Source organism: Streptomyces plumbidurans (assembly GCF_019857225.1).
Taxonomy (GTDB): domain Bacteria; phylum Actinomycetota; class Actinomycetes; order Streptomycetales; family Streptomycetaceae; genus Streptomyces; species Streptomyces plumbidurans.
Window position 1 is genome coordinate 159,063 of the sequence record NZ_JAFJSY010000010.1, and the last position, 12,584, is coordinate 171,646.

The window sequence follows — 12,584 nt, forward strand, 5'->3', positions numbered from 1 at the left end:
TATCCGATGTCCTTTCCTCTGCTGACAGCGACGGCGGTGCTCCCGGCGATCGGGGCGATCGCCACGGCCGCCGTGCCGGCCGCGCGGCGCACCGCTGCCAAATGGCTGGCGCTGCTCGTCTCACTGGCCACGCTCGCCCTCGCGATCACGATCCTGGTCCGCTTCGACCCCGACGGCAGCCGGTACCAGCTCACCGAGTCCCACTCCTGGATCGCGTACTTCGGGGTGCGCTACGAACTGGGCGTGGACGGCATCGCGGTGGCGCTGATCGCGCTGACCGCGCTGCTGATGCCGTTCATCATCCTCGCGGGCTGGCACGACGCCGACCCGCTGGAGACCGGAAGCAGGCGGTGGCGGCCGACGCAGGGCTTCTTCGCCCTGATCCTGGCCGTCGAGGCGATGGTGATCATCTCCTTCGAGGCCACCGACGTCTTCCTCTTCTACATCTTCTTCGAAGCCATGCTCATCCCGATGTACTTCCTCATCGGCGGCTTCGGGGACCGTGCCCACGAGCACGGCGAGGAGGCGGCGTCGACGCAGCGTTCGTACGCCGCGGTGAAGTTCCTCCTCTACAACCTGATCGGCGGCCTGATCATGCTGGCCGCGGTGATCGGGCTCTATGTGGTCGCCGGGAACTTCAGCCTCCAGGAGATCGCACAGGCCCGGGCGAACGGCTCGCTGCACATGGCGACCAGCACCGAACGCTGGCTGTTCCTCGGCTTCTTCTTCGCCTTCGCGGTGAAGGCGCCGCTGTGGCCGCTGCACACCTGGTTGCCCAACGCCATGCAGGAGTCCACCGCCCCCGTCGCCGTCCTCATCACTGCGGTCGTCGACAAGGTGGGCACCTTCGCGATGCTCCGCTTCTGCCTCCAGCTCTTCCCGGAGGCGTCGAAGTGGGCCACGCCCGTCATCCTGGTTCTCGCCCTGATCAGCATCGTCTACGGCGCGCTGCTCGCGGTCGGTCAGCGGGACATCAAGCGGCTGGTGGCGTACGCCTCGATCTCGCACTTCGGCTTCATCATCCTGGGCATCTTCGCGATGACCAGCCAGGGTCAGTCCGGCGCCACGCTCTACATGGTCAACCACGGCATTTCCACGGCCGCGTTGATGCTGGTGGCGGGCTTCCTGATCTCCCGGCGCGGCTCCCGGCTCATCGGCGACTACGGCGGTGTCCAGAAGGTCGCCCCGGTGCTCGCCGGCACGTTCCTGATCGGTGGCCTGGCGACCCTGTCTCTGCCGGGACTCGCACCCTTCGTGAGTGAGTTCCTGGTCCTGGTCGGCACGTTCACGCGCTATCCGGCGGTCGGCATCATCGCCACCTTCGGCATCGTGCTCGCCGCGCTCTACACCCTCGTCCTGTACCAGCGGACGATGACGGGCCCGGTGAAGAAGGAGGTCTCCGCGATGCCGGACCTCAGAGTGCGTGAACTGGTGGTCGTCGCGCCGCTGATCGTGCTGCTGGTCTTCCTGGGCGTGTATCCGAAGCCGGTGACGGACATCGTCAACCCGGCGGTGAAGTCGACCCTGTCCGACGTACACAAGAAGGACCCCAAGCCCCCGGTGGAGGCGGCCAAGTGAGCGCATCAGCCGTCCACAGCCTGTGGACAACGGCGGCAACCGCGGCCGATCCGATCACGAAGATCGACGCGCCGAAGATCGAATACGGGCAACTGTCGCCCACCTTGATCGTCGTGGGCGCGGCGATCATCGGGGTGCTGATCGAGGCATTCGTGCCGCGCAAGTCCCGCTACGTCGCCCAGGTGTTCATGTCCGCCGTCGCCCTGTGCGCGGCCTTCGCGGCGGTCGTCGCGCTCGCGGCCGACGGATACGGCACCACCAAGGCGCACATCGCGGCGATGGGCGCGATCGCGGTCGATGGGCCGTCCCTGTTCCTGCAGGGCACGATCCTGCTCGCCGGCCTGGTCGGCCTGTTCACCTTCGCCGAGCGGCGCCTCGACCCGGAGGCGCACGGCAACCGCGTCGACTCGTTCGCCGCGCAGGCCGCGTCCGTGCCCGGCAGCGACAGCGAGAAGGCCGCGGTCAAGGCCGGGTTCACCACCACCGAGGTCTTCCCGCTGCTGCTCTTCGCGATCTCCGGCATGCTGGTGTTCCCCTCGGCGAACGACCTGCTGACGCTGTTCGTGGCCCTGGAGGTCTTCTCCCTCCCGCTCTACCTGCTCTGCGCACTGGCCCGCCGCAAGCGGCTCATGTCGCAGGAGGCGGCGGTCAAGTACTTCCTGCTCGGCGCGTTCGCCTCGGCGTTCACGCTGTTCGGCATCGCGCTGCTGTATGGCTACGCGGGCTCGGTGTCGTACGCGCGCATCGCGCAGGTCGTCGACGGGACCGTCACGAACGTCGACCCGGCGCTCGCCGACACCATGGGCAACGACGCGCTGCTGCTCGTCGGCGGCGCCATGATCGTGATGGGGCTGCTGTTCAAGGTGGGCGCCGTCCCGTTCCACATGTGGACGCCGGACGTCTACCAGGGCGCGCCGACCCCGGTGACCGGGTTCATGGCGTCGGCGACGAAGGTGGCGGCGTTCGGCGCGCTGCTGCGCCTGCTGTACGTCGTCCTGCCCGGACTGCGCTGGGACTGGCGGCCGGTCATGTGGGCCGTCGCGATCATCACCATGCTGGGCGGTGCGATCGTCGCGATCACCCAGACCGACATCAAGCGGCTGCTGGCGTACTCGTCGATCGCGCACGCGGGATTCATCCTCGCGGGTGTCATCGCGACCTCGAAGGACGGCGTGTCCTCCGTCCTCTTCTACCTGGCCGCGTACTCCTTCGTGACGCTCGGCGCCTTCGCCGTGGTCACGCTGGTGCGCGACGCGGGCGGCGAGGCGACGCACCTGTCCAAGTGGGCCGGGCTCGGCCGCCGTTCACCGCTGGTGGCGGCCGTGTTCGCGGTGTTCCTGCTGGCCTTCGCCGGTATCCCGCTGACCTCCGGCTTCGCGGGGAAGTTCGCCGTGTTCAAGGCGGCGGCGGAGGGCGGGGCGGCCCCGCTGGTCGTGATCGGTGTGATCTCATCCGCGGTCGCGGCCTTCTTCTACATCCGCGTGATCGTGCTGATGTTCTTCAGCGAGCCGCGGCCCGAAGGCCCGACGGTCGCCGTGCCGTCGCCGCTGACGATGACGGCGATCGGCCTGGGTGTGGTGGTCACGCTGGTGCTCGGTGTGGCGCCGCAGTACTTCCTCGACCTGGCGAACCAGGCGGGAGTGTTCGTGCGCTGACCTGCGGTGTCTGCGCCGCCGACCTGCGGTGCCTGTGGAGGGGCCCCGGTTCTCGACGGAGACCGGGGCCCACTGCTGCGCCGGGGCCTGTGGATAACTCCGGGGCTGTCGGTGCGGACCCCTATCGTGGAGGCAGTGGTCGAGGGACGACGTACGGGGGGCACGACGATGGGTGGGACGGGCGGTATCAGCGAGATGCCAGGGGCGACAGACAGCGAGGCGTTGGCCACGCTGCACCGGGTCTTCGGCTACGAGACCTTCCGCGGCGAGCAGGAAGCGGTCATCGACCATGTGGTGGCCGGCGGCGACGCCGTGGTGCTCATGCCGACCGGCGGCGGAAAGTCGCTGTGCTACCAGATCCCGGCCCTGGTCAGACCCGGTACGGGCATCGTGGTCTCCCCGCTCATCGCGCTGATGCAGGACCAGGTGGACGCGCTGCGGGCGCTCGGCGTGCGGGCCGGGTTCATGAACTCCACGCAGGACTTCGACGAACGACGGGTGGTGGAGGCCGAGTTCCTCGCCGGTGAGCTGGATCTGCTGTATCTGGCGCCGGAGCGGCTCCGGCTCGACTCGACGCTCGATCTGCTCTCCCGCGGCAAGATCTCGCTCTTCGCGATCGACGAGGCGCACTGTGTCTCCCAGTGGGGCCACGACTTCCGGCCCGACTATCTCACCCTGTCCCTGCTCGGTGAGCGCTGGCCGGACGTCCCCCGGGTCGCGCTCACGGCCACGGCCACGCATGCGACGCACCAGGAGATCACCCAGCGCCTGAACATGCCGGCGGCCCGGCACTTCGTGGCGAGCTTCGACCGCCCCAACATCCAGTACCGCATCGTGCCCAAGGCCGACCCCAAGAAGCAGCTGCTGACCTTCCTGCGCGAGGAGCACCAGGGCGACGCGGGCATCGTGTACTGCCTCTCGCGCAAGTCCGTCGAGGCGACGGCCGAGTTCCTCAGCCGCAACGGCATCGAGGCCGTGCCGTACCACGCGGGCCTGGACGCGGGCACTCGCGCGGCGCACCAGTCCCGCTTCCTGCGCGAGGAGGGCCTGGTCGTGGTCGCGACCATCGCCTTCGGCATGGGCATCGACAAACCGGACGTGCGCTTCGTCGCCCACCTCGACCTGCCGAAGTCGGTCGAGGGCTACTACCAGGAGACGGGCCGCGCGGGGCGCGACGGACTGCCCTCCACGGCATGGATGGCCTACGGCCTCAACGACGTCATACAGCAGCGCAAGCTGATCCAGACCGGCGAGGGGGACGAGGCGTTCCGGCGCCGGGCCGCCGCCCACCTGGACTCGATGCTGGCACTCTGCGAGACGGTCCAGTGCCGCCGCGCCCAGCTTCTCGCCTACTTCGGCCAGGACCCCGATCCCACCGGCTGCGGCAACTGCGACACCTGCCTGACCACACCGGAGACCTGGGACGGCACGGTCGCCGCACAGAAGGTGCTGTCGACGGTGGTGCGGCTGCAGCGGGAGCGGGGACAGAAGTTCGGCGCGGTGCAGATCGTCGACATCCTGCTGGGGCGGCGCACGGCCAAGGTGATCCAGTTCGATCACGACCAGCTGTCCGTGTTCGGTATCGGCGAGGAGCTCACCGAGGGCGAATGGCGGGGCACCGTACGGCAGTTGCTGGCCCAGGGGCTGCTCGCGGTCGAGGGGGAGTACGGCACGCTGGTGCTGACCGAGGCGAGCGGATCGGTGCTGCGGCGCGAGCGGGAGGTGCCGCTGCGCAAGGAACCGAAGAAACCGGCGACCTCGCGCTCGTCCTCCTCGGGCAAGGGAGACCGCAAGGCCAAGGCCGCCGTGGCCGAGCTGCCCGAGTCGCTGCAGCCCGCCTTCGAGGCCCTGCGCGCCTGGCGCGCGGAACAGGCCCGCGAACAGGGCGTCCCGGCCTACGTCATCTTCCACGACGCCACACTCCGCGAAATCGCCACCATCTGGCCGAGGTCGGTGCGCGAACTCGGGGGGATCGCCGGGGTGGGGGAGAAGAAGCTGGCGACGTACGGGGAGGGGGTGCTGGCGGTGCTGGCTGAGCTGGGCGGGCCGAATGAAACGGTTTCCGGGGCGGCCCCGGAGGCGGTCACAGCGGCTGAGCCCGCTGCGGATGCGGCGGCGGGCGGCGACGACCACTGGCCCGAGATGGACGGGGAGCCGGAGCCGGAGGACTGGATATAGGGGCGGGCCCGGTCCCGCTCGCAGCGGACCGCGTCACAAGGCCTGGCCCGCAGCGGAGGTTGCCGTCATGGTCCCGCTCAGCCCCGGCCCCAGCGGCGAGCGCCCTCACAGCGCCCGGGTCGCGTACGCCCTGACGTCTGCGTCCGGGTCCGTGGTGGCTGTGGCCAGGGCGGCTCGGGTGGCGGCGGTGGTGGTGTGGTGGGTGAGGGCGAGTACGGCTGCCTTGCGTACGTCGGCGTTCGGGTCGGCGGCGGCCTTAGCCAGGGCGGGGACGGCGATGTGGGGGTCGGCGGTGGACAGTGCGGTCGCGGCGCCCGATCTCACCTGCCAGGCGGGGTCGGACAGGGCGGTCACGGCGCGTGTGGCGAGCGGTGCCGGGCAGCCGGTGGTGCCCAGGGATTCGTAGGCGGCGCCCCGGACCAGGGCGTCGGGGTCGCGGGTGAGGTCGGCCAGGGCGGTGAGCACGGCATCGGGGTCGCCCGGAGCGGCCGCGGCGCGGCCCGCCCACACCGTCGCCAGGGCCTTGGCGACGGTGACGCGGACCTCGCGGGAGGGATCGGTGGTGGCGGCCCGGGCCAGTTCCGGGGCGGCGTCCACGGAGACGAGCGCGCGGACGGCCTCGATGCGGACGGGGATGTCGGTGTCCGTCAGCGCTCCGGTGAACAGCGCTGCGTCACCCAGGCGCAGAGCACGCAGCACGTCGAGCGAGGCGGCGCGGACCACGGGGTCGGGTTCGGCGAGCGCGGCGGCGAGGCCGTCGCGCAGGGCGGGTTCGGCGGGCAGCGTCTCGACGAGTTCGCGCAGGGACGCGGCGGCCGCGGCCCTCACCTCGGCGGCGCTGTCGCGGAGGGCCTCGGCGAGGGCGGGGCCCGTGCCCGGCGGCACCGTCTCGGTGAGGACGGCGACGGCCTCACGGCGGACGGCGGGTGCGGGGTCGGCCAAGTACGGCCGTAGGGCGGCGAGTTCGGGTTCCTCCTCGGCGAGGGCGACGAGCTCCAGAAGACGGGCCGAGGCCTGGCCGGGGTCCGGGAACGAGGGCTCGGCGCTCGCGGCACCGGTCGCGACAGGCGTCACGACGGGCGTCACGACAGTCGTCGCGACGGGCGCCCCGGACGCCACCGGGGCCACGTCGCGCGAGCCGGCCGTGGCGACGTCCTCGGCGTGGACCTCGCCGAGGTGACGGGAAGGACCGCCGACAGGAGTGAACTCGTCGACGGGGACGAGGTACGGGGCCACGGGACGAGCCGTGAACTCCATCGAACCGGAGGGGGACTTGTGCAGATCGAGGTGGTGGAACCAGGACGTGTCGTCGCGATGGGGGTGGTCGAGACGGTCGTGGTAGAGGCCCCAGCGGGACTCCGTGCGGGCCAGGGAGGCACGCGCGGCCATCTCCGCGCAGTCCCGGATGAAGGAGACCTCGGCGCAGCGCATCAGCTCGTGCGGGGTGCGCGCGCCCATCGCCGCGATGTCGTCGTGCATCCGCTCGAAGGCCTCCAGGGCCAGGGACAGCCGGGCGCCCGACTTCGGCGGGGCCACGTAGTCGTTCACGAAGCGGCGCAGCTTGTACTCGACCTGGGTCTGCGGCGGGCCGTCCGGGTTGCGCAGCGGGCGGTAGATCAGCTCGTGCGCCGCGCGCAGCTGCTCCTTCGGCAACTCGCCCTCGTAGGGCTGGTACTGGGTGGCGTCCGCCCCCGCCAGGTCGCCGAAGACGAATGCGCCGATCATGTAGTTGTGCGGCACGCACGCCAGGTCGCCGGCGGCGTACAGACCGGGGACGGTCGTGCGGGCGTGGTCGTCGACCCGGACGCCGGAGGCGGAGTGGCCGCCGCACAGGCCGATCTCGGAGATGTGCATCTCGACGTCGTGCGTGCGGTAGTCGTGGCCGCGGCCCGCGTGGAAGGTGCCGCGGGTGGGGCGTTCGGTCGAGTGGAGGATCGACTCCAGCGCGGAGACCGACTCCTCCGGCAGATGGCTCAGCTTCAGATAGACCGGTCCGCGGTCGCTCGCCACCTCCGCCGCGAACTCGGCCATCATCTGGCCCGACCAGTAGTCGGAGTCGACGAAGCGCTCGCCGTGCCGGTTGACCTGGTAGCCGCCGAAGGGGTTGGCGACGTAGGCGCAGGCGGGGCCGTTGTAGTCCTTGATCAGCGGGTTGATCTGGAAGCACTCGATGCCGGTCAGCTCGGCGCCCGCGTGGTAGGCCATCGCGTAGCCGTCGCCCGCGTTGGTGGGGTTCTCGTACGTGCCGTACAGGTAGCCGGACGCGGGCAGGCCGAGGCGGCCGCAGGCGCCGGTCGCGAGGATCACGGCGCCGGCGCGGACGGTGACGAACGCGCCGGTGCGCGTGTTGAAGCCCACCGCTCCCACCGCCCGCCCCCCGGCGGTCAGCACCCGTACGGGCATCACGCGGTTCTCGATGCGGATCCGCTCGCGCATCTCGCGCCGCCGCAGCTGCCGGTACAGCACCTTCTTGACGTCCTTGCCCTCCGGCATCGGCAGCACATAGGAGCCGGAGCGGTGCACCTGGCGGACCGCGTAGTCGCCGTGCTCGTCCTTCTCGAACTTCACGCCGTACGACTCCAGGCGCTGCACCATGGCGAAGCCGCGGGTGGCGGTCTGGCGGACGGTGGACTGGTCGACGATGCCGTCGTTGGCGCGGGTGATCTCGGCGACGTAGTCGTCGGGCTCGGCGCGGCCGGGGATCACCGCGTTGTTGACGCCGTCCATGCCCATGGCGAGCGCGCCGGAGTGCCGGACATGGGCCTTCTCCAGAAGGAGCACGTTCGCGCCGTGCTCGGCGGCGGTCAGTGCGGCCATGGTGCCGGCGGTGCCGCCGCCGACGACGAGGACGTCGCAGCGGATCTCCTCGGCGTCGGTGAGCGCGGGGATCTGCAGGGGGGTGTTCACGGGGGTGGTCACCGGGGTGCCCTTCGGTTCCGGGGTGCCTTTCAGGTACCGAGCGAGGAGAGGACGTCGCGCCGCAGCGCCACGCGCGCGGGATCGTCGTGCGCCGTGCGGTCGCGCGGGCGCGGCACGTCGCGTACGGCGGTCAGCCGGCCGTTGCCGAGGAGCGCCACGCGGTCGCCGAGGAAGAGGGCCTCGTCGACGTCGTGGGTGACGAAGACGACGGTCGCGCCGGTGCCGTGCAGGACCTCCACCAGCAGGTCCTGCATGCCGGCGCGGGTCTGGGCGTCGAGGGCGCCGAAGGGTTCGTCCATGAGGACGGCGCGGGGAGCGCTGGCCAGCGCCCTGGCCAGCTGGGCGCGCTGGCGCTGTCCGCCGGAGACGCGGTGCGGCAACTGCCGTGCGTGGTCGGCGAGTCCGACCCGGTCGAGCCAGGACTCGGCCTGGGCGCGACGTTCGGCACGCGGCAACCCCCGGATGGCGAGCGGCAGTTCGACGTTGGCGCGCAGGGTGCGCCACGGCAGGAGGGCGTCCTCCTGGAAGATCAGGGCGCGGTCGGCCGAGGGGCCCGTCAGCGGGCTGCCGTCCTGGCCTGCCCGGCCGCCGAGGGGCGACAGCAGTCCGGCGAGCGTGCGCAGCAGGGTCGACTTGCCGCATCCGGAGGGGCCGACGACGGTGAGGATCTCGCCGGGGGCCACGTCCAGGTCCACCGCGTCGAGCACCGGCGCGCCGGGCCTGCCGAGGACGGCGCCGTGCAGCGAGAGTCCCGCCCCGGTGCGGGAGACCGGGCGGACGTCAGACGAGCTGGTCATGGGGCGCGTCCTCCTTGGTCGTGGGCTTCGCCGGCACTGCGGCCCCCGTGTCGCGCACGCGCCGCACGGGCCGGGCGGCGGGGACGTACGAGGTGCGTGGCAGCCAGCGGGTCAGACGGCGGCCGAGGAGTTCCACCGCCGTGGAGGTGACCCAGCCGAGCACGCCGATGGTGACCATGCCGACCAGGACACCCGCGTAGTTGACGACGGTGTAGTCCTGCCAGGTGCGGTAGCCGACGCCGTACTGGCCGGAGATCATCTCGGCGGAGATGACGCAGATCCACGAGACGCCGATGCCGACCGACAGGCCGCCGAAGATGCCGGGCAGTGCGCCCGGCAGGACGACCGAGCCGAGGATGCGCCATCGGCCGCCGCCCATCGTGCGGACCGCCTCCTCCCACACCGGGGTCAGGGCGCGGACCGCGTGCCGGGTGGAGACCAGGACCGGGAAGAAGGCGGCGGTGAAGGTGATGAAGACGATGCCCTGTTCGTTGGAGGGGAACAGGAGGATGGCGACCGGGACCAGGGCGATCGCGGGGATCGGGCGGACGACTTCCAGGACCGGGCCGAGCAGGTCCTCGGCGAGGCGGGAGCGCGCTACGAGAACGCCCGTCGCCACACCCAGTACGGCGGCGAGCAGAAAGCCGGTGAGGATGCGGGTCAGGCTGTCGGTGAGGTCTGTCCAGTAGTCGGGGCCCGACAGCCGGTCGGCGAAGGTGCGGGCCACGTCCGCGACCGTGGGGAACTGCGAGAAGCGCAGCCACAGGTCGACGTTCAGGCTGGTCAGCAGCTGCCACAGGCCGAGGGCGGCGGCCAGGGAGAGGGTCCTGAGCGCATACCGTGCAAGCGGCCGCCGGGTCATGACGCCCTCCCCAGTGCGTCGGCGTACGTGATGACGCGGGCACCGCCGTGCGCGGTGACGTACGCCTTCGCGGTCTCCGGTGTGACGAAGGGCAGCAGCAGCCGGTCGCCGTCGGCCACCCAGACGGCCTTGTCGGCGAACCAGAGGGTGCCGGTGGTGGCGTCGGGGACATAGGCGGCGCGGATGCCGTTCTTGTGCCCGGCGACGTAAGCCAGCAGCTCGGTGGCCGACTTGAACTGGATCGTCTTCTGGGCGCCCTTGGGCCACACCTCGCCGGCGGCCGCCGGCGGCGTGGAGGCGAGATGTTTGGCGTAGTCGGCGCCGAGTGCCTTCTTGACGTACGTGTCGTCGACGAAGGAGTCCACGTCGATGTCACCGGTCAGCTTCTCGGCCTTCAGGACCGAGACGTCCTGCTTCAGCGCGGAGACGAGCTGCGGCTTGATCGCCGGGTCGAAGGTGGAGATGCCGTGGGCGCCGTTGTAGAGGTAGACGGCCTCGGCGGGGAGTTCGGTGGCCTTCGCGACCTTCTCGGCGGCGGCGACGGGGTGGGTGTCGAGATAGTCGGTGGCCTGCGCCTGGGCCTTGAGGAAGGCCTCCAGTACTGCGGGGCGTCGCTGTGCGAAGTCCTGGCGGGCGGTGACGCCGTGGAAGGTGGCCAGGTTCAGCCGGGCGCCGTCGTACAGGGCCTTCGCCCGGCCCTGGTAGGCGAGCAGGCCGGGCCAGGCGACGAACTGCGACAGGGCGTCCGCGCTGCCCGCCGACAGGGCCGAAGCGCCCACGGCAGGCTGCTGGTTGAGCTTCTCGATGCCCTTCTCGGGATCGATGCCGGCCCGCTGCAGGGCCCGTACGAGCGTGCCGTCGGCGGCGGAGCCGACGCTGGTGGAGACCTTCTTGCCCTTGAGGTCGGTGAGGGAGGACAGCTTGGAGGAGGGGGAGGTGACGACGGTGTTGAGACCGCCGCGGAGGTTGTAGCCGGTGACGGAGACCAGCCGGGTGGGCTTGCTCAGCTGCTTGCCCCGGGCCGCGTTGAGGAGCAGCGGGAAGTCGCCCATCGAACCGATGTCGATCTTCCCGGCGGTCATCTGGGCGGTGATGGGGGCGCCCGTGGCGTAGTCCTGCCAGTCGACCTTGTAGATGTGGCCGTCGTGGAGGGCGTCGAGGTTCTTCTCGAAGTAGCCGAGGGAGCGCAGAAGAGTGCCCGCGGTGACCGTGTTGATGGTCTTGGACTGATAGCCGACGGTGATGGTGACCGTCTTGCCGTCGCCCGCCTCGGCGCTGCCGCCGCAGGCGGACAGCGGCAGCAGAAGAAGGGCGGCGGATGCGGCGATTGCCTTGCGTTTCATGGGAGTTCGGGACCTCTCACCGGAGCAGGTAGGGCATGTTGACCGTCACGGCTCCGGTGGGACAGCGGGCCGCGCACGGACCGCAGTACCAGCACTCGTCGACGTGCATGTAGGCCTTGCCGCTGCTGTCGTCGATGGCGAGGGAGTCCAGCGGGCACATGTCCACGCAGAGCGTGCAGCCGTCGATGCACTTCGACTCGTCGATGGTCACGGGCACGTCGGCCCGCTGGGGCGCCAAAGGCATGGCTGTCTCCAGGGAGGTCGGACTCGGTGGGTCGACTCGGGGGAAAGGGGTGGTGTCAGGCGGAGCGGTGCAGGAGGCCGCTCATCGTGATGCGGTCGCCGCGGAAGCGGATGAACTCCAGGTCGACGGGGCGGCCGTCGGCGAGATGGGTGAGGCGTTCCAGCATGAGGACGGCCGCGCCGTGCGGGGCTTCGAGCACGGCGGCGGAGTGGGTGTCCGCGTTGACCGCCTCCAGCGTGATCGCGGCGTGGCCCAGGCGCTGCCCGGTGATCGTCTCCAGGAGGCGGAAGACGTCGGTGTTCTCCAGGTCGGCGCCGAGCAGGGCGGTGCCGATGTCGAGCGGGATGTAGGTGAGGTCGAGGGAGAGGGGGAGGCCGCTCAGGCGGCGCAGGCGTTCGATGTAGAGGACGTCCGTGCCGGGCTTCACCTGCAGCCGCTCGGCGACCGGGGCGGGTGCCGGGGCGGGACCCACGGTGCGGACCTCGTTGGTGACCCGGCCGTGCTCGCGCAGGGTCTCGGCGAGGCCCATCAGACGGTCGAGGCCGTGCGGGTACTTCTGGGCGACGACCACCGTGCCGACGCCGGGCAGGCGGTCCACGAGGCCTTCGGCCCGGAGCAGGTCAAGGGCCTGACGGACGGTGTTGCGGGTCGCGCGGTAGTCCGTGGCGAGAGTCGTCTCGTGGGGGAGCGTGCCGTCCGGGAAGCCTCCGGCCAGGAGCTGGTGGCGGAGCAGATCGGCGAGCTGCCGGGCCTGGTCGGCGCGCAGCCGGCGCCGCGCGCGGTGGGCGGCGACGGTGGTCGCGCCCTGGCCGGCGTGGTCCCGGAGGCGGTCGCTGGATGGCATGTTTTGAACCATACCGAGTTGGTAGGGAAGGGAGTGTTGCAGCGGTGTTGCGCCACTTGCCGTGGCGTCAGACACGGCGTTGACCTGGGGAAACAGTGGTGCGGATGTAAGATCTGCCACAACGTCCGTGGCGCAACGTCCGTGTCGCAACCTCGGCGCCACGG

The 12,584-nt window shown here is 71.0% G+C and carries 9 protein-coding genes; 3 read left to right on the forward strand and 6 right to left on the reverse strand.

The annotated features are described in order from the left end of the window. Positions 1–6: 6 nt before the first annotated feature. From JYK17_RS09365 to recQ, 3 genes are all read left to right on the forward strand, one after another. Positions 7–1,578, forward strand: a complete 1,572-nt coding sequence (locus JYK17_RS09365; RefSeq protein ID WP_108014526.1) for an NADH-quinone oxidoreductase subunit M — start codon at positions 7–9, stop codon at positions 1,576–1,578. After that, positions 1,575–3,233 (forward strand): NADH-quinone oxidoreductase subunit NuoN, encoded by a 1,659-nt coding sequence (gene nuoN / locus JYK17_RS09370; protein WP_108014527.1) that lies wholly within the window; start codon positions 1,575–1,577, stop codon positions 3,231–3,233. The genes JYK17_RS09365 and nuoN overlap by 4 nt, the downstream gene beginning before the upstream one ends. Before the next feature lie 168 nt (positions 3,234–3,401). Next, positions 3,402–5,411, forward strand: coding sequence for a DNA helicase RecQ (gene recQ / locus JYK17_RS09375; RefSeq protein WP_108014528.1), 2,010 nt, complete (start codon positions 3,402–3,404; stop codon positions 5,409–5,411). A gap of 105 nt (positions 5,412–5,516) precedes the next feature. Here recQ and JYK17_RS09380 read toward each other — a convergent pair whose 3' ends face one another. From JYK17_RS09380 to JYK17_RS09405, 6 genes are read right to left on the reverse strand one after another with little or no spacing between them, the layout of a single operon-like run. After that, entirely contained in the window at positions 5,517–8,330 is a 2,814-nt protein-coding gene (locus tag JYK17_RS09380) for a fumarate reductase/succinate dehydrogenase flavoprotein subunit (protein WP_108014529.1), read from the reverse strand. Positions 8,331–8,359: 29 nt separating this feature from the next. Continuing rightward, positions 8,360–9,127: an ABC transporter ATP-binding protein gene (locus JYK17_RS09385; RefSeq protein WP_222810168.1), complete on the reverse strand. Its 768-nt coding sequence runs from the start codon at positions 9,125–9,127 to the stop codon at positions 8,360–8,362. Next, complete coding sequence (locus tag JYK17_RS09390; protein WP_108014531.1) at positions 9,111–9,989, reverse strand: ABC transporter permease; 879 nt, start codon at positions 9,987–9,989, stop codon at positions 9,111–9,113. Before JYK17_RS09390 ends, JYK17_RS09385 begins: the two co-directional genes overlap by 17 nt. After that, complete coding sequence (locus JYK17_RS09395) at positions 9,986–11,332, reverse strand: ABC transporter substrate-binding protein (protein WP_222810169.1); 1,347 nt, start codon at positions 11,330–11,332, stop codon at positions 9,986–9,988. Before JYK17_RS09395 ends, JYK17_RS09390 begins: the two co-directional genes overlap by 4 nt. Before the next feature lie 16 nt (positions 11,333–11,348). Further along, on the reverse strand, positions 11,349–11,576 hold the full coding sequence (locus JYK17_RS09400) for a 4Fe-4S dicluster domain-containing protein (RefSeq protein WP_016437651.1): 228 nt from the start codon (positions 11,574–11,576) through the stop codon (positions 11,349–11,351). Positions 11,577–11,631: 55 nt separating this feature from the next. Further along, positions 11,632–12,420, reverse strand: a complete 789-nt coding sequence (locus JYK17_RS09405) for a GntR family transcriptional regulator (RefSeq protein WP_108014533.1) — start codon at positions 12,418–12,420, stop codon at positions 11,632–11,634. Positions 12,421–12,584 lie beyond the last annotated feature (164 nt).